General features: G+C 49.8%; 16 protein-coding genes. 1 reads left to right on the top strand and 15 read right to left on the bottom strand.

Going from position 1 to position 21,212, the window contains the following annotated elements; genetic code table 11:
- Positions 1 to 89 precede the first annotated feature (89 nt).
- From QOR82_RS02080 to QOR82_RS02135, 12 genes are all read right to left on the bottom strand, one after another.
- The gene (locus QOR82_RS02080) at positions 90 to 398 is read right to left on the bottom strand and encodes an MGMT family protein (RefSeq protein ID WP_283583115.1); all 309 of its coding nucleotides are present in this window, start codon (positions 396 to 398) and stop codon (positions 90 to 92) included.
- On the bottom strand, positions 385 to 1,644 hold the full coding sequence (locus QOR82_RS02085; protein ID WP_283583116.1) for an MFS transporter: 1,260 nt from the start codon (positions 1,642 to 1,644) through the stop codon (positions 385 to 387). Before QOR82_RS02085 ends, QOR82_RS02080 begins: the two co-directional genes overlap by 14 nt.
- Positions 1,644 to 2,948 carry an alkaline phosphatase family protein gene (locus QOR82_RS02090; RefSeq protein WP_283583117.1) on the bottom strand — a complete coding sequence of 435 codons (1,305 nt, stop codon included), beginning with the start codon at positions 2,946 to 2,948 and terminating at the stop codon, positions 1,644 to 1,646. Before QOR82_RS02090 ends, QOR82_RS02085 begins: the two co-directional genes overlap by 1 nt.
- Before the next feature lie 139 nt (positions 2,949 to 3,087).
- On the bottom strand, positions 3,088 to 6,231 hold the full coding sequence (locus tag QOR82_RS02095) for an MMPL family transporter (RefSeq protein ID WP_283583118.1): 3,144 nt from the start codon (positions 6,229 to 6,231) through the stop codon (positions 3,088 to 3,090).
- A gap of 18 nt (positions 6,232 to 6,249) precedes the next feature.
- Positions 6,250 to 6,828 carry a TetR/AcrR family transcriptional regulator gene (locus QOR82_RS02100; RefSeq protein WP_283583119.1) on the bottom strand — a complete coding sequence of 193 codons (579 nt, stop codon included), beginning with the start codon at positions 6,826 to 6,828 and terminating at the stop codon, positions 6,250 to 6,252.
- Positions 6,829 to 6,986: 158 nt separating this feature from the next.
- On the bottom strand, positions 6,987 to 8,420 hold the full coding sequence (locus QOR82_RS02105) for a nicotinate phosphoribosyltransferase (RefSeq protein WP_408612902.1): 1,434 nt from the start codon (positions 8,418 to 8,420) through the stop codon (positions 6,987 to 6,989).
- Between the two features lie 106 nt (positions 8,421 to 8,526).
- Positions 8,527 to 9,237 carry an NUDIX domain-containing protein gene (locus tag QOR82_RS02110; RefSeq protein WP_283583121.1) on the bottom strand — a complete coding sequence of 237 codons (711 nt, stop codon included), beginning with the start codon at positions 9,235 to 9,237 and terminating at the stop codon, positions 8,527 to 8,529.
- A 127-nt stretch (positions 9,238 to 9,364) separates the two neighbouring features.
- Complete coding sequence (gene asnB, locus QOR82_RS02115; RefSeq protein WP_283583122.1) at positions 9,365 to 11,290, bottom strand: asparagine synthase (glutamine-hydrolyzing); 1,926 nt, start codon at positions 11,288 to 11,290, stop codon at positions 9,365 to 9,367.
- Positions 11,291 to 11,320: 30 nt separating this feature from the next.
- The gene (locus tag QOR82_RS02120) at positions 11,321 to 12,553 is read right to left on the bottom strand and encodes a carboxylate--amine ligase (RefSeq protein ID WP_283583123.1); all 1,233 of its coding nucleotides are present in this window, start codon (positions 12,551 to 12,553) and stop codon (positions 11,321 to 11,323) included.
- 154 nt (positions 12,554 to 12,707) lie between these two features.
- Entirely contained in the window at positions 12,708 to 14,033 is a 1,326-nt protein-coding gene (locus tag QOR82_RS02125) for a C1 family peptidase (RefSeq protein WP_283583124.1), read from the bottom strand.
- Between the two features lie 134 nt (positions 14,034 to 14,167).
- Positions 14,168 to 14,767: a signal peptidase I gene (lepB, locus tag QOR82_RS02130; protein WP_283583125.1), complete on the bottom strand. Its 600-nt coding sequence runs from the start codon at positions 14,765 to 14,767 to the stop codon at positions 14,168 to 14,170.
- A gap of 70 nt (positions 14,768 to 14,837) precedes the next feature.
- A complete protein-coding gene (locus QOR82_RS02135) occupies positions 14,838 to 16,379 on the bottom strand; it encodes a UDP-N-acetylmuramoyl-L-alanyl-D-glutamate--2,6-diaminopimelate ligase (protein WP_283583126.1) in 1,542 nt (513 codons plus the stop codon).
- A 215-nt stretch (positions 16,380 to 16,594) separates the two neighbouring features.
- On the opposite strand from QOR82_RS02135, the gene QOR82_RS02140 reads away from it, so the two are divergent.
- Positions 16,595 to 17,269, top strand: coding sequence for a YczE/YyaS/YitT family protein (locus tag QOR82_RS02140; protein ID WP_283583127.1), 675 nt, complete (start codon positions 16,595 to 16,597; stop codon positions 17,267 to 17,269).
- A 188-nt stretch (positions 17,270 to 17,457) separates the two neighbouring features.
- Here the strand turns inward: QOR82_RS02140 and QOR82_RS02145 are convergent, their stop codons facing one another.
- The 3 genes from QOR82_RS02145 to QOR82_RS02155 form a co-directional block, all read right to left on the bottom strand.
- Positions 17,458 to 19,395, bottom strand: coding sequence for an ABC transporter permease (locus QOR82_RS02145; RefSeq protein ID WP_283583128.1), 1,938 nt, complete (start codon positions 19,393 to 19,395; stop codon positions 17,458 to 17,460).
- A 2-nt stretch (positions 19,396 to 19,397) separates the two neighbouring features.
- Positions 19,398 to 20,153, bottom strand: coding sequence for an ABC transporter ATP-binding protein (locus tag QOR82_RS02150; RefSeq protein ID WP_283583129.1), 756 nt, complete (start codon positions 20,151 to 20,153; stop codon positions 19,398 to 19,400).
- A 108-nt stretch (positions 20,154 to 20,261) separates the two neighbouring features.
- Positions 20,262 to 21,197 (bottom strand): ATP-binding protein, encoded by a 936-nt coding sequence (locus tag QOR82_RS02155; protein ID WP_283583130.1) that lies wholly within the window; start codon positions 21,195 to 21,197, stop codon positions 20,262 to 20,264.
- Between the last annotated feature and the right edge of the window lie 15 nt (positions 21,198 to 21,212).

The following is a 21,212-nucleotide window of genomic DNA, read 5'->3' on the forward strand; positions in this document are numbered from 1 at the left end:
TGTTGCACCTAAAAAACGGATTGGTCCCCCTTGACTAGCGGATCAATCCGTCAAATATTCAGTCGCTTGTTGATCAATGAAGCTTGGCATCACAAGCCCTGCCATTGGCAACGTTTGATGTCCACGTGACAATCATCTTTGAAGGGCACGTGTTCGGCCAATAGCATGGGCCGCTGGTCAAACCAGCCGGGAACCAGCCGTCCCGTCGCTGTTACAACCCGGTGACAAGGATGGTGACCGTGTCCACCGGACTTGCCAAGGACCTTGCCGACCAACCGCGCATTTTGAGGTCGGCCAATCAGTCGCGCGATTTGCCCGTAAGTGGCTACCGTTCCTGGGGGAATGATGTCGACAATATTGAGGACGTCGGTTATCAATTGTTGGTCAATCTTTGTCACGGGAATCACCAGCCATTCGGGAAACAGACATGAAGACTATCAGGCCGATCAGAAAGAGGATACTAAGGGAGGCAGCCCCCAGGGTAGACTTACCCGTCAGTTGCGTCACCACCCCGACAATCACCGGCCCGATGATCGCTGAGAATTTGCCCAAAATATTGTAAAAACCAAAAAACTCGTTGCTAGCATTTTTCGGGATCAAGCGACCGAAGTACGACCGGGACAAAGCCTGGATCCCACCTTGACTGGTGCCAATCAGCACTGCCAAGCCCCAGAAGTCCGCGACCGTATGCAGATGCAATGCTGCCAGGCAGATGATAAGATAGACGATAATCCCGATCAGCAGGGCGTTTCGGGTCCCGATGCGGTTGGCCAGCCAGCCGTAAAGCAAGGAAAAAGGCACCGCGATCAGCTGGACCAGCAGCAGAACCAGCATCAACATCCCCGTCTTCAAACCCATGTCCTTACCGATCGACGTCGCCATCGTGAAAATCGTGTCGACCCCATCGATGTAAAAGAAGTAGGCCACTAAAAACCAGCAAGCCTGCCGATAATGACTAAGATGGCGAAGCGTTTGCCGCAAACGAGCTAGACTATCCGCCAAATGGTGGTCGACGGCACCCATCATGTACTGTTGGTGGCCGTGTTTAAGCAAGGGATAGGCAAAGATGATCCACCAACCAGCCGCCAGAACAAAGCTAAACTTGGCAATTGCCGTTGACGACATCCAACCACCGAAGCCGTTGGTCAGTTCCGGCACCAGGAAAATTAGGAAGGCTAATACCCCGCCGAGGTAGCCCATTGAATAACCAGTCGTCGAAACCATGTCCATTTCGGCATCCGTCGCCACGTCCGTCAAAAAGCTGTCGTAGAACACGTTAGCCCCCGAGTAGCCGATGCTGGCGATAATATAAACAGCCAGCAGAAGGCCCCAGAATCGCGACGGAACTGCTGCTAAAGCAAGGGTCATGATGATCCCGGCCCAGGTAAAGATGTTCAGCCAGCGGCGCTTCATGTGTGGGTAGTCAGCAAGCGTGCCTAAAAGTGGTGCCAGCAAGGAAACCACCAGCGTCCCCAGGCTGTTAGCATAGCCCCAATAAGCTGTCGAATTGCTGGTACTGACCCCGGCTACTTCCGCGACGGCTTTAAAATAGACAGGCAGCACGGCTGTTGTGACGAGGATTCCGTAACCAGAATTGGCCCAGTCGTAAAAAATCCATCCCCATTGTTGTTTGTTAAATTTCATCAGGAGCGATCCTCCTTCACGACACCGATAATCGGTTGACCCGCCGTTGCTTGCGGATAGTGCAAGCCGAGAAGTTGGGCAAAGGTCGGTCCTTCATCGACTAAGTGAGCCGTTTGCTCAATCACCTTCTTTTGGTTCACATCCGGCCCGCAGAAGACGATTGTCGTGTCGTAATTGGGCTGATCGGGCCCGTAACCGTGGACTCCGCGGTAACGATCGTGCGTTCCCAAAGAAGTCGGGTCAACGTCTTCGACCACCGCCGGACGGTTCACTTCATCCGTAAAGTAGTAACCACGCTTTGCTTCGACTAAGAAAGCACAATGCGGATCAGCCCCACGCTGGGCAGCTTCTGCCTGCGAGTAAACATGGCTGACGCCTGCCGTCTGTTCAATCACCTGGCGCACCCGCTTCAGGTCCACTCCACTTGTGACGTAGACATAGCTCTCCCCGTCACAAGCCTTGGCCGTCACTTGCCAATCCTTGCGATAAGTAGTTTTCGCTGGCAACGGCCGCAGCCAGCCTTGCTTGGCAAAAGCGATATTTAAGTGAATCATCTTCGTCACGTCGATTTGATAGTGATCGCCCAGGAAAACAAAATTCGTATGCTCGTAAGTACCGGCTGCTTTAGTGGCGTCCACCAGCCGGGCCACCCGCGCATCCAGACGTTGCCAGGCCGCCCGAGCCGCCGTCGATCGCACTCCATAGCGATGGCGCATACTATCCATATCGACGAGGTGGATCAGGGTCAAATCCGGTTTTTTATTTTTCAGGGTATCAATCGCGCAGGCCGTGACAAAATCGTCTAACCAAGGCTGCTTAATCCCGTGGCGCAAGTGACCATAACGGTGGTTCATCTGCAGTAAAAACCAGGGCGAACTAGCCTTTAACGAGACCAAGACTTGATTGGTCCAGATACGGTTGGGAAAAATCTCCGAGATATTGTAGTCGATCTTGCTACCAGCGGTCACGGGCCATAAAAAGGCTGCCGTCGTCAAACCGGCCTGCCGCGCCACATCATAAAGGGGCGTTGCTTGAACGTCCTTGCGATACCAGTACCAGTCAGGCGACAAGCGCTGTGGCTGCAGCTTGGTATTGTTAACGATCCCGTGAACTGCCGGGTACTGGCCGGTGATGATCGAAGTATGTGAAGGATAGGTCAGCGTCGGAAAAATACCCCGGACGTGCTGAACCCAGGTCCCCCGGTCGCGTAATTTTTTGAGGTGCGGTGCCAGATCAATCCATTGATCCAGGTCATTAAAGCCCATCGAATCTAAGGAAATGACCACCAGTTTATTTTGCGCCATGATTTAATCCCGCTTTCATTTTTATCTCTAAAGTTTCAAGGTACGGCTATTAGGCCTTTTTGTCAATTACTGCACTCCGTTACAAGAAAACGACCCGGACAGCTTTGCCTATCCGGGTCGTTCTAGTTATCTAAGCTCATTATTGAGGGTTCTTATTAATCACGCGTTTTTTCAGCGGCGTACCGTAAGTCAGTGAGATTGCACTGGTCATTACTTCCGGCATGATCACAACCAAGATGATCAGACCGACGATCACAGTCATCGCAACTTCGATCAAGGTTGGAATGCCAGACGGAATCAGTGCAGCAAAAGTACCGCTCAGGATAATAGCGGCTGAAATAACAACCGTCCCGATGTTGCTGCAAGCCCGCAAGATGTTCCTATTTGGATTATCCTCGGTTTCCTGGTAATCCAGGTAACGACGCATCAGGAAGATACTGTAATCCACACCCAAGGCAATCAACATGATGAAGCTAAAGAACGGCGTATTCCACGTCAGCATGTCCCGCCCCATCACGAGGCTGACCAGCCAGTGGTTGATAGACAATGATGACAGGTAAGCCAGGACCAGCGTTCCCATGATGTACAACGGTTGCAGAAGTGAACGGGTGATGAAGATCAGTGCCAGCGAAATGCCGACCAACATGATCACGGCTGTCCGCATGAAGTCAGAGCCCGCAATCTGCCGCATGTTGTAGATCCGTTCTGACTGACCGCCCATCGCAATCCGTGAATCACCGAGGCTGGTTCCCTTCAGGGACTTCCGAGCCATCGAAGCCAGTGAGTTAGCCCGGTTGGTAGCCGCGTAACTGTTTGGATCGGAGTTGTAAACAATCACAATCCGAGCCGCCTTCTTGTCACTAGACAGGTAGGTCTGGATTGATGGCTGGAAGGTCTTGCTGTGAAGAACGTAGCTTGGGATGTAGAAGTGTTGCGCTGCCGCAGAATGCTGCAAACCACCCAAGTAGTTTGAGCCGGAGTTCAGGCCCTTGTTCAACTGCTGCAGACCCGACGTCAGCTGTGGAGAAGCGGCAGCAAGCCGGTTGATCCCCGTGTTGAGCTGAAGTGCCCCAGCGGCCCCTTGGCTAACCGCATTTTGGACCTGAGTCAAACCACCCGTCAGCTGCTGCAGGGCGGAAGTAGCACCTGGCAGAGCCACATTGGAAGCAGCGGCCAGTTGAGCAACCGAGGCCTTCAAGGTCGTAATCTGCCCGGTCAAACCGCTCAGTGAGGAAGCGGAACTGGAAACCGCCCGCATCGAATTGCCTAAACTCTGGTCAGCTGCTCCGGCAGCTTGGATGTTAGCAGCTACTGACTGCAGCTTGCCGGCCATTGAAGATTGCTGGCCACTAGCGGAACTGGCAGCGCTCGACATAATCTGCCGCATTGCGCCCTCCATAACGGCCTTTTGCTGGTCGTTTAACTTAGCTGACGATTCAGCACTTTGGAAGGCCGACATCGCTGCCCCAGTGTCGAGACTAGCACTGGCGCCAGAAAGGCTCTTTAATGTGTTGCCAGCCTGGGTCAGGTTATTGCCGATCACCGTAGCCTGGGTTCCGACATTTTGCAAGTTGCTAGTCAGACCCGCGGTATCGATCGAACCCCCAGCATTGTTAAGGGCGTTGTTTAACTGCTGGATTCCGCTATTGATCTGCGGTAATCCCTGTTCCAGTTGGGCGATCTGGGAGGCACTCGAACCGGACATCGAGGCGTTTAACTGCTGACTCAGCTGGGTCAAGCCGTCAACCAGCTGTTGGCTGCCGGCTGACAGTTGGTTGATCCCGCTGCCCATCTGCTGACTGCCGGCCGTCAACCGGTCAACACCACTGGTTGCTTTGCCGAGTTGTTTGTTGACCGTTCCCAACTGGTTGTTGACGTATAGCCGTTTGATCTTGGCACCGCTCGGCTGGGTCGCAGAGGTTGCCAATTTGACGCCGTTACTGTTCTTAATTTGCCCAGTGATGTTATCCAGAAGCATCAGGTCCTTCTGGTTATCCAACCGGTGATCGGACTGAATGTAGAGTTCCGATGGCTCTGCAGTCCCCTTCGAAAAGTGTTGTTGAACAAGGATGTAACCGTGCTTGGACGGAACGCTGTCCGCAATTTCGGCTGCGTCATCATAATCCAACGAGTGCTGCGAAGTCAGAGCAAACGGCAATAGAATTACCAGGACCAGGGCTAAGGCGATGATCGGGTGTTTCAGCGAATGCTTTGATTGGAAGTGCCACAAACGACTTTCCGACTCGCCCTCGAATTTCTTAACCGGCCAGAACATGTTCTTGCCGAGAGTCACCATGAAGAACGGATTCAAAGTCAGCAAAACGATCAGCAGGACGGCCACCCCAACGGCCACCCCAACGGCTGACCGGTAAATAGAGAAGCGCGCCAAGCCGAGGGCCGCAAAACCGATCAGCAACGAACTACCCGACATCAAAATGGTATGACCAGCCCGCCACCGAGCATCCATCGCTGCCTCATAGTTCTCCATCCCGGAACCAAGATTTTCTTTAAAGCGGTTATACAGCAAGATGTTGTAGTCCGTCCCGATCCCAAAGAGGACAATCACCATAAAGACTTGGGTGAAGTTAGAGAACGGAAAATTGAACCGCTGAACTAAGTTTGTCACCAAACTAAATGAGGTAATAAAGGAAACCCCTACCGTCAACAAAGAAATTAACGGCACGATTGGCGAACGGAAGACCAGGACGAGAACAATGAAAATAAAGATGACTGAGATGGTTTCAGTCCGCTTGATCCCTTCCTGAATGGCACCAGAAAAGTCGTTTTGAATGATCTGAGAACCGGTGACGTAGGTCTTTAGTCCCGTCGTCTTCATCGCACCCATCAGTGCTTTGTTTTCATTTTTAACGGTGTCGTGACTTTTGCTGACATTCATCTGAACCAGGACTGTTGACTTATCTTTGGAAATCAACTGTTTCTTGGTGGATGCATTGTCATAGGCAGCGGTCATGCTCTTGATCCCGTACTTGCTCTTATGTCGTTTCAAGTAGTTGATCGTGTGCTTAACCCGCTTGACCTGGGCATGAGACATTGCTTCGTCACCGTTGCTAAAAACGCCAACTGCTTCATAGGTATTTTTCGAGCCGTGACCCCAATGATTTTTCATCGTATTAGCGACTTCACTCTGCACCGTGCTTGGCAGATTGATATTGGAGTGAGCCCTGGTTAATGCGTTGACGTCCGGCAGGAGAATAATTGCTGCAATCACAAGAATAATCCATGCTACTAACCCACCGACGTGGTGACGCTTAAACCAATCCATTCAATCTCATCTTCTTTCTTAATGACCGGATTTTGTTTGACGAGGTGTAATTAATCGCATAATCATTTCCTCGTATTCACGTTGCCGTTCTTCAGCTGTTTGACGCGTATCGGTTAAGGTAAAAGAATCCAAGAAAATAAACCCGAAAACTGCGCCAACCAGCATCTGCGGCCGGACCTCCATCGCTTCGAGGCCGTCAGCCTGGGCAATTTGGTTCACCAGATCCAGGTAGTTTACTACCTCATCATGAATCCGAACCTCCCCATCTGTGCCGCGCATCGAGTAAAAAATACCAGCCATAAACGGCACCTTGGCTAGTTCATCGCGAAGCCGATCAGCCATTGCCAAAATAGCTTTTTCCCCTGACAGCCCAACAATTTGCTGAACAATTTGCTTCCGAATCCGTTGTAAAATCGCCGCCCCGACTAAGGAAATCAGGTCTTCCCGATTTTTGACGTAATGGTAGAGCGACTGGGAACGAATCCCCAAATAATCCGCCAAGTTCGACATCGTCAGCTGGCTCAAGCCATCGCTCTTTGCAATTTCAGCAGCAGCCTGAACCACCTTTTGCTGGTTCAAGGTTCGCGACTGTGTCATCTATCTCCCCCCTATCTTGAAAGCACATTCTTCAGACTGTAAATACGATCTTCACATTGTAGATTATCTAATACTATTTGAAGAATATCAACCAATATCGCAAAAAAAAATCACCGTCGGCTTTAAACCGGACGGTGATAAACAATCATGGTGTAATTTTAACGATGCTGGTCAATCAGTTTTTGCTGCAGCTGGGCCAACTTCGGGGTAAGGTAAACCGGGTAGAAGCTTGGGTTCACCAGCCGCCGAGTGGTCTTCGGTAGATAAGCCAGCTGTTCCTTGACGTAATGCTGAATAGCGAAAGGATCCCCGTTGGTCGTCGGCTTTTCTCCCGGCTTCAACATCGTCTGCATCAACGGTTGAGCTGTAAAGTTACGCAGTTTAACGTTAACATCCACTGCGTTCGGATCGGAGTTGATGGCCTCGATCGTCTCCGGCAGCTTTTCATCAGCCAGGGCGATGACGTCCGCGAAAGCCTTGTGGTGGTCTTCCTTATGGTACAGACGGTAAACCTGCTTGTTACCCGGTAAGGTTACCTTTTCCCGGGTATTGCTTAGCTTGATCTTCGGTAGCCACTTACCATCAACCTCGAGCTCAGACATCTTATAAACCCCACTTAAAACCGGGCTGGAGGAACTGGTGATCAGCTTTTCACCGATCCCGAAGTTGTCCAGCGGTGCTCCTTCGTCAAGCAGTGATTTCACCACTTGAGCGTCCAGGGCGTTTGATGCCGTAATCTTGACTTCGGACAGGCCGGCATTATCCAGCATCTTACGGGCTTCGATGGACAGTTGAGCAATGTCCCCGGAGTCAATCCGGATGCTCAACGGCTTGTGGCCTTGAGCCTTGAGTTCTTTAAAGGCGGTAATCGCGTTCGGGATCCCAGAATGGATGACATCATAGGTATCGACCAGCAGTGAAGCGGTGTCAGGGTAAATCTTATTCCAAGCCCGGAAGGCCGTCAGCTCGTCAGGGAAACTCTCAATCCAAGCATGAGCCATCGTCCCGACCGCCGGAACGTTGAATTCTTTGCCCGCCAGAACGTTGGACGTATTGTCACAGCCACCGATGATCGCGGCCCGGGCTCCATAAGTTGCCGCATCAGGACCTTGTGCCCGCCGTGCTCCGAATTCCATCACAGAATGACCGTTCGCCACATTAACGATCTGCCGTGCCTTGGTAGCGATTAGTGATTGATGGTTGATGAGGTTCAAGATCAGCGTTTCAAGCAGTTGAGCTTCAATGATCGGCCCGCAAACACTAACGATCGGTTCCCGCGGAAAGACTGGCGTCCCTTCTGGCAGCGCCGTAATCGTACATTCATTTTTGGCCTTCGCTAGATAATCCAAGAAACCATCAGAAAAGTGATGTAGTGAGCGTAAGTAATCGATGTCATCCTGAGAAAAATGCCACTGACTGACTTCCTCCAGTACTTGCTGCAAACCTGCTGAAATGACAAAACTTCCCTGGTCCGGGACCCGACGGTAAAAGACATCAAAACGAGCCTGCCGATCATGCGGCAAGGCTTCATAATAGCCATTGGCCATGGAGAATTCGTACATATCTGTTAGCAATTCGTGGGTCATTTTTATTCTCCTCCACTATTTAAGTAAAAATTACTTTAATCTCTCTAAAAAAATAAAAAGCGTTTTCAATTTCTCATAATTAGAATAATTGTAACACTTTTTACATAGCTTGTTAATTTCTTAACTTGTAGAGCTTCGGCGGACGCCCAGAATGTTTTGGCTTTTCAACTACCCCCGCTTCCGCAAACAAGCGTCCGTGCGTCTTTTTGAAGTTCGAATTATCAATCTGCTCAACCGTCGTTCGCAAAAAAGGAGCATAGACCTCCCGCGCTTGCCGCAGGGTAAAAGTCGGGCCAAGAATTTTCAGGATATTCGGCTGATAGTCTAGCTTGTTACGGATGCGCTGCAGAGCCGTGCTGACAATGGTCGCATGATCGAAAGCCAAGTCAGCGGCATCGGTGGTAATGGCAAGACAAGTCTGTCCATGATTCAAGTAATAGTTTTCGGCACGGTAGTTAAGACTGAACCACTGCGCTTCAACTGCCCCATAGCCAGGATTTAAGGCCGGCATGGTGGGCAAGAAAGTCATATAGGCGAGAGCCAGCGAACGTTCCCCCGGCGTCCGATCAGGAGCGGTAAAGGTCGCCAGTTGTTCGGTCGAGCTAGCCGGCAAAGTCAAGCCAATCTTTTCCTTGATCAAACGTACACAGGCACTATCGGCATCTTCACTCTTTCGGAGAAGGGTTTCGGGCAGCGCCCAAGCGCCCCGGAAGGGATCGGCCGCGCGCTTAATCAGGAGAATATGCGGATGGCGGTTATCTCGGTTGAAGCTCCAAATAATATTCGTAATCGTGATGAGTGGTCTTTCGGTGATCCGTTCCAAGTTAACCCCCCTTTCTCATTATCGACACAGCTATGATTATACGCCATCACAAGCCGCAGACACAGAAAAGAGCTCTGCAATAGGCCGCTATGACTTTTGCAGAGCTCTTAGGATTTCAATATCTAGGTTAGGCTTCTTCGATGTAAACGTGCGGTTCCTTGCATTGGTCCAGCTGGCTTTCGTCCATTTGGTAATCATCAACGAAGTAGAGCTTGTACCAAACCAGGAAGGTGTAGATGGTCCAGAGTTTCCGGCGACCATCGACCTCGCCATTAAAGTTATCATCAGCCAGCTTTAGCAGCTTCTCTTGGTCAAAGAATTGGCTGACAAAGTCTTCCTCAAAGACTGCGCGAATTTCGTCGTAGTACTTCTTTTCCCGCAACCATTCACGAACCGGAACCGGGAAGCCCAGCTTCGGCCGGGTAGCCCATTCTTCCGGCAGGTGGCGGTTAGCGGCCATCCGGAAGGCGTATTTAGTGTCCTTGTAATTGAAGAGGTACTTGGATGGGGTGTGACCGGCAACCCGCATCACTTCCTTATCTAACAGCGGTACCCGCAGTTCAACAGAACTGGCCATACTCATCTTGTCAGCCTTCAGCAGAATATCGCCCGGCATCCACTGGTGAATGTCCAGGTACTGCTTCTTGGCCACTTCTGGAATATCCTTGTCCTCAACCTTGTCAAAGATCGGGTCGATGATCTCCTTGACACTCGGTCCGGCGTTGTATTCCGGCTGGAGAATATCAGCCGCTTCTTCAGGACTGAAGATGTAGGCCTGGCCGATGAAGCAATCCCGGGCCGGTGCCAGGTTGCGGTACATGTGCAGCTGACCGTGGAAATGCTTGTTCTTCAACCAGCGGGCCATCTTGTAACGCCGTTGCCGCGGCATCTTCTTGAGTTGATCCGTCAGCCAACGAATTGCCTTGACCTTGGTGTCAAAGCCATATGCTTCGTAACCGGCAAATAATTCGTCGGCGCCTTCCCCGGACAGGACCACCTTGTAGCCGGCATCCTTGACCATCTTGTTCAGGAAGTACAGCGGCACCACGGACGGGTTCGAGTCTGGTTCATCCAGATAGTACTGGATCTTCGGAAAAGTATGGAAAGCTTCAGAGTCCGTCAGCTTACCGTTTTGGTTCTTCAACTTCAGCAGCTTAGCCAGTCGACTACTATCCTTTGTTTCATCGTAGCGACGGTCAAAACCGATTGAGAAGGTTTCGTTTGGCCGCATCATCGCCGTAACATAACTGGAGTCGACCCCGGCTGACAGGAAGGAGCCCACCTTTACATTCTTATCAGCAAAGGAATGGGCTTTGACAGAATCATCGACTACTTGTTCAATGTTGTCGACGGCCTCATCAAAGCCTTCGTTTTGGGGATCAAAGTCCGCATCCCAGTACTGCGTCGTCGTCAGCTGGCCGTCCTTGTAGGTGAAGTAGTGACCCTCCGGAATCCGAAAGACGCCCTTGAAGAAGGTTTCGTCAATCGCTGGGTACTGGAAGGTCATGTATGGCTTCAGCGCTTCCCGGTTCAATTCCTTATGGAAATCTGGGTGCGCTAAGAGGGATTTGATCTCAGAAGCAAACATAAAGGTGCCGTTCATCTGTGCATAGTAGAGCGGCTTGATACCGAAGTGGTCCCGGGCCCCGAAGAGAACTTTCGTGTCGCGATTCCAGATGACGAAAGCAAACATCCCCCGCAATTTCTTGCAGACGTCTGCACCCCATTCTTCGTAGCCATGAAGGATTACTTCCGTGTCCGTCGTCGTCGTGAAGGTGTGACCCAGGTCGATCAGCTTCTTCCGCAGTGGCCGGAAGTTGTAGATTTCCCCGTTAAAAACGATGGCCAACCGCTTGTTTTCGTTAAAAATCGGCTGATCCCCGCCCCGGACATCGATGATGCTTAAGCGGCGCATCCCGATCGCGGCGTTCGGATCAGAAAAGCGCCCTTCACCATCTGGACCCCGGTGAATAATCCGGGCTAACATCTGCTTCAAGACAGAGTCTTTCACCTTCGGCTCATTATCGTTAACGAATCCTGCAATTCCGCACATAGTTATGTCCTTTCTTTGTCTCGCTTTGTCCTACCGTTGCACGAAGTACTTCTCGTAATCAGCTTTCATCAAGTGAAAGGCATAGTGCATCAGCAAGCGCTGCTTTAGAGAATCGTGCTTATCAAAAGCGGTGGTCCCCCACTGACCGGCCTCGATCAGTTTGATTGCCCGCTGCTTGTATTGATTATCCTTGGCGTACTTGTAGAACAGTTTCTTTGGCAAGCCCAACCAAAGCATGTTGCCATCAGCGTAGTCCGTATCTTCCTTTGGCAGATGGAAAATAACGTCATCGGTAACGTACTTGGCCAGGTTGTAGCCATTCAGAGTGCAGTAAAAACTGCTCCGTCCCTGCCGTAAGTTGATCTCAAAGACCTTGAATTGGCCGTCGCGTCGATCATATTTCAAGTCAAAATCGGCAAAGCCAACGTAATTGACAGCCTCCAAGAACTTCACAATTTGATCGTAGATTTGCTGGTTCTTTTCTGGCAGAATCGCCATGTAGTTCCCAACGGCAGCCGGTGCCGGATCTTCCAGCAAGGGATGGCCGAGGCAGATCATCCGAACATGGTGGTTCATATCAACGTAGGCATTGATCACCCGCATGTTGGAATCATCACCAGGAATAAAGTCTTGGCAAATGAAGTCACTTTGGTAACCGGCCTTGTAAATTTTTGGCAGCAATTCATTGAACTGCTCACGCGTGTCCAGCACGTAAGCCTTCTTGCGTCCTTCAAAGTGGATGTCCAGCCATTCAATACTGTTGGACGGTTTGAGGGCAACCGGGAAATCAAACGGCAGCTGAATGTTTGCGGCGCCCTTACTCTCGACCTCTTCTTTGGTGATGATCCGGGTCTTTGGGTAAGGCAGGCCGTACTTTTCGGCAGCCTGGTAGAAGGTTTCCTTGGTACCAAGGGCCTTAAACAATTGCCGATCAACATAAGGACAAACAAAGTGCTTTTTTAGTTCGTCCAAGTGCTGGGAAATGAGCTCAGTGTACCCATCCCCACAGCTCAAGAGCAGATACTTTGTGTCTGGATCAAGTTGAGCTGCCACCTGGTTCATCACTTTCATAAAACCAGGGTTGCTATTAAAGCCCTTGTGTAAACGCACATCAATCAGTTTGGTATAACGAGTCGGGGCTAACTGAGTATCACCATAGGCGATGCTTTTGATCCCGTAAGCCGCATAAAACGAGCGGGCCATCCCGTAACAATTAAAATCAGTCCCCAATAAAATGGGCTGAAACTTAACCTTTGTACTCACTTTTATCTTCCTTAATTTTGCTTTTTGCAACGATCATGTAATCTATCTCGAGCCTTTATCATAACCCATTCATCAGGCAGTTTCAACGCCGCGATTGCGGGCTCATCATCCGCCAAAATAACGAATTCAGTCACCAATCCAGTAGCCACGTTACCTAAGCTAACGAATCCCAACCTGGCAGTTCAACCGGCTTTTGGGTTAACAACTTCTTCAAGTCGTCATCCAGGTATTTCTGGTTGATAACAGCTTCGTAGGTGTAGTCCTTAAACCAATCTTCGGTCATCACGAAGTAGCCCTTGGCGCCGTTCTTATCACCCCAGGAATTTTCGATCTTCCAGCGGTTTGGTTCCCCATCGACCAGGTTAACTCCGGTTAAGGTCATCGCGTGAGATACCATTCCCTGGCGGCTCTCAAGACGGTCCGCTTTGTTCATCGCAAAGTCAACACCCAGCAGTTCGCCCGCTTTAAAGAGCTGTGAATCCATGATACCGCGCTTGCGGTCCATCTGCTGAAGGACGTCGTTGCCGACCCATACTGTTTCGTTATCCTTGAGCTGCTTGATAGCGAGATCCTGCAAATAGTGGAATGGCACGTTTAAGAACTGCAACGGGATCCCATCAACGACGTTATCTTCAACCGGCATCGAATAGAGCTTGTTCATCTCGTGATCCGGAGCATTCGTGATCAATACATAGTCGCGAAGATCGACATCAAAGTATTGGTGGTAGAAATCCAGCGGTGTTAAGTCCGCTTGCCGATGGTACTTCTTATCGTCGTCCTTGTATTCAAGGTCAAACTTCAGCGGTGGCTCGCCGAAAGCCATCACGGCTACCCGGTAAACGTCACTCATCATTTGTGAACGCAGCTTAGCTAATTGCTCCTTACTAGCATGTTTCTCATTGATCTGCCGTCGCAGTTCAAGAGCATCCTTCTTCATTAGATCATGCATCACCGCCGCGACATCGCTGGTGTTCTTGGTATTGTAGGTATCTGGCATGACATATTCCGGCACAACCCCGTATTTTTCAATAATACCGGCCGCGTTAGACCACTGACCACCATCATCTAGCGCTGTGGAAACGAGAAAATCGACGGTCCGGTCGTGGAAAGGCTTGTCTGCAGTGGCGATCACCTTTTGCAAGAACATATTGGCCCGTTCAATCCGATCCCAGAAGAAAAGGTAGTTTTGCGATAATTCAAAGTCATTGAGCTTATATTTCAAAGCAAAATGGTGTCGCAAGGTGTTCAGGGCGGCAAAGGACCAGCAACGTCCACTCTGCCGTTGGTTGGTCACCGCACCGGTCTTTACTTCAACGTTGAAGACCCGGTGATCATGCGTGCTGATTGCGGGATTTTCACTACTAGCCTTGATACCATTCTTCATCACGGCCCGGGCAATTACCGCTGATGTTTCACGTGAAACAAAGTCATCATGAAAGTTCTTGATCTCCTGCTGAGAGAGTGCTGAATATTTTGTCAAAACGATCCCTTCCTTGTCTTTAAATCGATAACTTCTTAATTGTACTGCGCAAATTGATAGATCGGAAGCAAAGAACTCCTAAGTAAAAAGGACCCGACCACTTCTCAATTGAGAAGTCCGTCAGGCCCAATTAGTTATTTAAAGTAATGCTGCCACTGATTGTTAACGTTGTTGCGGGCAGGCTGTTTTCGATTCCAGAAGCCCACCTTAACCACTCCGGTGACTTTGTTCTGCGGCACGAAGCCCCAATAGCGGCCATCATTGGAAACGCTCCGGTGATCACCTAAGACAAAGTATTCACCTGCCGGCACCTTGGTGGCGCCGTTATGCGACAACCAGTTATTGCGCTTCGAGATGCTCTTCAGGGTCCAGTTACCAGTCCCCTGGTTCCGTTGAACCTGGCTGATATAATCCTGGTTAACCTCTTTGCCGTTGACGTACAATTTACCATTTTGTGACTTAACCGTGTCACCTGGCAGGCCAATGACCCGCTTGACGTAATCCGTCTTCTTCGAGACTTGGGGGTCGACCCCGTTGGCGTCAAACACAATTACGTTGCCGCGATGGATCTTCTCATGTCTATAACAAACGACCCGTTCGTTGTTCTGCAGGTTTGGTTGCATCGACGGCCCATCCACTCGCACAAAGTGGAAGAATTGGTTGATCAATAAAGCAATCAGCAGCCCGATGATAACCGGAATGACCCAACTCATAACCTCTTTAAATGCTCTCATTACTACTACTCCAATTTATTAATTTTTTACTATTTTACCATGAACCAGGAAGGGCGCAGCCGCCCCCGTCCTACTTTTCCAATTTCTTAATGGTCTCCGTAGCCACTGTAATGTCGCTCGGGTATGGGACGTTGGCCCCTTTGATCTTCTGGAAGTGGTCATCACCCTTGCCGGCCAGCACTACGATGTCATCAGGAGTGCTGTTAGCAATAGCGTGCTCAATTGCTTTCTGCCGGTCCATAATGTACTCGACCTTGCCGACCCGGGAGTGGTCAATGTAGCTGTCGATCTCCTGGTCAATTTTCTTGGGGTCTTCAAAGCCGGGATCATCCGTCGTCAGAATAGCTACGTCCGCTTTCTCTTCGGACAGGGCCTTGCCAAAGCCTTCTCGCCGTGAAATTCCTTTGTCACCGGTTGCTCCCAGCAGGACGATCACCCGGCCACTAACGTGGGTTTGCTGGCGCAAGAAAGCCACCAGTCGCTTGACGCTGATGTAGTCGTGGGCGTAATCGATGTAGACTGTGCCATGGTGCTTAGTCGTCAGCATATCCATCCGCCCCGGAATACGGGTGTGTTCCAGCGCTGCTGCGATAGCTGCCGGCTGAGCCCCAGCGATACCGCTCGTGATAATCGCTGCCGTCGCGTTGCCTTCGTTGTAATCGCCAGCAATATCGACGTGATAGTCGCCAGCAACTGCCAAGGCCTTGGCCCGTGCCGATAAAGCCTGCAAGTTGAAATGAGAGCCGTGAAGATTTTCCCCGTCATTTTGGTAACTGAAATCTAATGGAACGTCTCCATTTTCGGTTGGCCGGCCGAAGACAAAGATCTTTTCCGGGTCCGTCGTCGACTTCGCAGCAGCATAGAAGTCTGCGAAGTGCGGGTCATCGGCATTGATGATGCAACGCCGGGAATTGACCATCAGCTGTTCCTTGCAGAACTGATAGTTAGCAAAATTAGGATGTTCATTGCGGCCGATGTGGTCCGGGAAGATATTGAGAAAAATTCCTACGTCAAACTTCAACCCGTAAACTCGGTTCCGCAGGTAAGCCTGGGAGGAAACCTCCATCACCATATGATCCATCCCGTTATCGACGGCCCGTCGCATATCACGGAAAAGATCCAGTGATTCGGGTGTCGTCAGGGCAGATTTAAAGGTGTCCGTCGGCTTCGGTCCTAACACGGAGTTAACGGTTGACAGCAGTGCTACCTGCTTGCCTTCCTGGTTGCGCAACGCGTCGTAAGCAAAATAAGCCATCGTCGTCTTACCCTTGGTCCCGGTAATGCCGACCAGGAAGAGTTGGTCTTGGGGGAAGCCGAAAAACGCTGCTGACAAAAGTGCCATCGCCTTGTCCTCATTGTTCACGATAATTCCGGGTAGGTCACCACCAGCTGCGTCCTCCTGCGGAGCAACATAGGCTACCGCTCCTTTTTGCCGGGCACTGGCCAAGTATTCCGGCTTAGTCCGCCCTTTACAGAAAAACAGGCTGCCTGGCGTCACCCGACGAGAATCGTAGTGGACGTCACTCGCTGTAAATGATTGGTTGTGCACGACTTTCACTAATAGATTGTGTTCGCGCAGCAACACTAGCGCTTCTTGACTGCTTAGTTGCATTTTGTTATCGCTACTCCTTTAAAGTGTTACACCCTAAATTATTTCGTGAAGCTGGGGCCTTGTCAATGATAATCATCGACTCTTCTAGCTCTTTTCAAAACTCATCCTGGCATTTTTGCTGACCAGCATCAAAGCATCAATATCATTGACATCCCCTCGCCGGCTCAATAGAATGTTGTTCTATGTTACAACTTAGAAGAAAGGAAATCTGGAACGTGGAGAAACAGAATTCAACCATTACTCGCATCAGTGCCTTGATCGTTGGCCTAGTCACCAACGCCCTCGGCAACGGCCTGACTATTTCCACCAATATGGGGGCTGCGCCATGGACCGCCGCCGAAGTTAACCTCGCTGCACTCTTCCACCTCTCCGTAGGGATGACGATGTTTATCGCCGGCGTTCTTGTAGCGATCACCAACCAACTGCTGATCCGCCAGTGGGATAAATGGCGCTTCATCGGTGAGACGATCTACATCGCCTGCTTCAGCTACTTCATCGACCTCTTCTTAGCTATTTACAAGCAATTGGGTGTTCCCCAGCTCAACATCATCTGGCGAACCGTCCTCTGCTTTGCAGGAATCTGTATCTTCTGTGCAGCAATTTCAATCTACCAGCGAGCCAACATCGTCATGCATCCCAACGATGATACCACCAATATTTTGCGCTTTCTTTACCTCCACGGCCACGTCGCACAAGCCCAGCTCATCAACTTTCTCATTCCGATAACCGTCATCTTGCTGGTATTCATGTTCACCCGTCGCATTGATTCGGTCAACCTCGGCACTTTGATGTGCATCCTATTCAACGGTCCACTGATTGGGATCGCGGACCGGCACGTATGGCACGGCTTGCACCATAATTTCCGAGCCAGAGCTAGTTCCAACAACTAAAGATAAAAATCATCTAGCGATACGGTATATCACCAGATGATTACTTTAATATTCGCTGTTAACGGCCCACACTAATTCCTATTAGTTTTAGAATAACTATGAGCTACCAATGCTTCGATTTCACGCAGGGAAATTGAGGCATTTTTTCTTTTTCGGCGCTATCTCATTATGATAATTAAGATGTCAGACTAATGATGCCCAGTGAGGGGCTGATCAACAATCTGCCGATACGTGCAGGTTGTCAGTCCATAAATAATCAGGTAGAGCACCAACAGGCTGACCGTGACGATCACGCCAACCGTAATCATTAACGGCAGGTTGTACAAGCTTAGTTGTACCATGATTTGTCGGATGGCCGGGAAAGCAAAGCAAAGGTTGATGAGCGCTCCGATAACTGGAAGAAGAAAGACCATCAGAACTTGGCTATGGATGCTCTTAATGGTCTCTTTCTCGCTAAGGCCAACCTGTTGCATGGTAGCAAAGCGTTCCTGGTCCGCATAGCCTTCGGTAATCTGTTTAAAGTAGATCACAATCGTGGTAGTAATGGCTAAAGTGATGCTGATGAGGATCCCAATAAAGACGAGTCCACCGTAGAGACCATTGATGAGCGAAGTGATCGTTGCTTTTCCAGTAAAGTTGCTGGTAGTAAGTTTCAGTTGTGATTGAAGAGCAGATTCAAAGTTAATCTGCTTCTCCGTTTTCCCCTTTAGCTGATAATCAAAACAAGTAACCGTCGTCGTTGGCAGTCCCGCAGGTAAGTGGTTGACGACGTAGAACGTTGGCGTATAAATGCTGTGGTCCAAGTTGAAATACAGCGGATAGTTGGCTAACTTTTTAGCATGATACTGCTGGTTGTTAATCCTAACCCGGCCATAATGCCCTTTATTGCTTGAATAAGCCAAGGCCTGATCGTTGTTGAGGTGGACATGGTTGTTAGTAATCCGGTTATATTCCTTGGTGGTCAAGAGGATAACCGAGCTACTCGTTTGACTATTCATTTTCAAGATATTGCCTTGATTGATAAAACGATCGCCTTGCCAGTACCCGTAGCGAGGTGCCGTCATGGTGTAGATTAAGCGGTGGCTAATAGTTGCCTGGTGATCTTTAGCAGTCTGCTCAATCGTTGACCATTGCTGAGAATTCAGCCGTTGGCCAGACATCACCACATCCTGTGGGGCATATGAGCGGATGGTATTATTAATCCCCGCATAGAGGGTAATTGAGGTAAAGAGGATCACTAAAATGGAACTGCAGAGCAGGCAGATAGTGGCAAGGCTGGCCCCGTTTTGTTCCATCCGTTGTCGCATTCCTGACACAGCGATAAAGTGGCGGGGCTGGTAGTAGTAACCCTTATTCTTTTGAAGGAGCTGGAGAAAGACGATACTGCCGATGATAAAGAAAAGGTAGGTCCCGATAGTCAACAAAAGGACTGCCAAGAAAAAGTGGGTAATGGCTGAAACCCGTGGCTTGATGGTTAAGGCAATCCAATAAGCGGCAACAAGGAGGATAAGGCCAAGGAGACCCGCAAGACCATAAATAATTCCGTGGTGTTTAACCGTGGTTCCCACGGGCTTCCAGAGCTGGCTAGGGCTCAGTCGGTGAAGCTTCAATAAGTCAACGAAAAGAATGAGGACAAAAAGCAGTAGCATCAGCAAAGCCGTTTGTCCAAGTGCTGCCGGAACAATCCACGGTTGCGTCAGGTGACTTATTTTTAGCAGGTAGCCTAACCCCAGGAAAGCTAATTTTTCAAAGGTAACCCCGATCGTCAGACCAGCGACGAGGCTACTTGCTAGCAAGTAACTTTTTTCAATGACGACCAGCAGTTGAAGATTGCGTCGGGTCATACCAAGCATCGAATAAAGGCCCATCTCTTGACGACGTTCCCGCCAAAGAAATCGGTTGACGTAGATCAAGAAAGCAACGGTGATCAGGAAGATGAAACAAAAGCCCAGGGCCAGCAACGCACTAGTAGCTGTGCCAGTATTTAATTTTTTCAGGCTAGCATTTCTCCCAATAGCTAAAAAGATGTAGTTAATGGCCACCAGCATCGTGGTAGCGACTAAGTAGGGAAAGTAACTGCGCTGGTTCCGTTTAAAACTGGAATTAACAAGTTTAATAAAGAGCATTACTATTCACCCCCATTCGTAAGGGTCATCATGGTTTGGCTGATTTCTTCCTGGTACTTCTTAAAGGGGTTGTCGCCGCGGAAAAGTTCATGATAGATTCGCCCGTCCTTAATGAAGAGGGTTCGCTTGGCCCGACTGGCTGCCGCAGCACTGTGGGTAACCATGATAATTGTCTGGCCGTTTTCATTGACGCTGGCGAAAAGATCAAGGATTTCATTGCTGGTATTGGAATCAAGGGCCCCGGTTGGTTCATCAGCCAATAGCAAGTCCGGATGCGTGATCAATGCGCGGGCAATCGCGATTCGCTGTTGCTGGCCTCCGGAGATCTCGGCTGGGTAACGGTCGAGAATGTTTTCAATTCCAAGGGATGAAGCTAATGGCTGGAGCCGTTTTTCCATTTTGGAAACTGCCGTCTTGGAAAGAACCAATGGCAGATAAATGTTATCACGATTAGAGAGACTGTTTAACAGATTGAAGTGCTGAAAGATAAAACCGAGATGTTCGCGACGATACTTCGCTGCCTGGTCAACCGTCAGGGCGCTGAGGTTTTGACCATTAAGTTTGATCTCACCCGCACTGGCTTTTTCGAGGGTCGCGATGATATTCAAGAGGGTGCTCTTTCCGGCACCTGATTCACCCATGATAGCAATGTATTCACCAGGATCGACATCGAAGCTGATGTCCTTTAAAGCCCTCACCGGGTGAGCAGAATGGGGATGGTAAGTTCGCTTGAGGTGGCTGAGATGTAAGAGATTCATTTTTTTCGTTCCCTTCGTTTATTGATTAACTAAATTATAAAAAGGTTCCCCGCCCATTCCTACTTACAGGAAGGCGGAGAACCTTACAATTTTGTAATGTTAGCTAAATCATTGGCGAACATTAGTAGGCGGAAACTTGAGCATCGCAATAGTGCCGCGATCTTGCCGGGATTGAAATTGGACGTTAAAGTTTAAGCGCTGGGTCACCTGCTTAACAAGGTAGAGCCCCATCCCCGTCGATTTGGTCGTTTGGTGACCGTTGCGGCCAGAAAAGCCGTTATCGTAGATTCGCGGAAGATCACTGCTGGCAATGCCAGGACCCTGATCAATAATTTGAAGGGCATTGTCCTTCCAGCACACCTGGATAGTCATCCCAGTTGGGGAATACTTGATAGCATTGGATAATAACTGGGAAATGCAGAAATGCAGCCATTTGCGGTCAGTAAGGACCCTGACATGCGAAAGGCCAGTCAATACTGGAATCAGTTGGCGGTTGATGAAGATAGCGGAATTGTCCTTGATAATGTGGTTAACGAGTTCTTCCAATTTGAGCCACTCGAAGTCAAAGTCATTATCACTTAATGACAGTCGTTCGTCGCTGAGCATCATGTTGAGGTGGTAATCAGCTTGGGAAACAGCAGACAAGATCGTTTGACTGGCAACCTGTGGCTGATTTTCGGCAGCTGCACGGAGACTGGTCAGGGTGTTTTTGATCTCGTGAGAATACAATTCCAGCTGCTCAAACTGCCGTTGCTGCTGGGAAGATAATTGTTGAATTTGCTGCTGGTCATCACTATTTTGGCGCTGCTGACGGGTTAATAAGACGAACCCAACTGGAGATTGGGGGATAATCTGGTGGTCATTGTTAATTGCTTGGATCTTTTTGCTAGTAAAGTAACAGTCGACCAGTACCCAGATGATGACCAGTGGCAGACTAAAACGCAAGGTGTCAACTACTAGTGATTGGGGCAAACGGTAAAAAGTCGTGAGGGGGTAGCCAATAGTGCAAGCAAGAGCAGGTAGGCGATGATCGTTGGCCCCCACGACTTCAGCTGGTAA

The sequence above is a fragment of the Limosilactobacillus difficilis genome (assembly GCF_947387495.1).
GTDB lineage: Bacteria > Bacillota > Bacilli > Lactobacillales > Lactobacillaceae > Limosilactobacillus > Limosilactobacillus difficilis.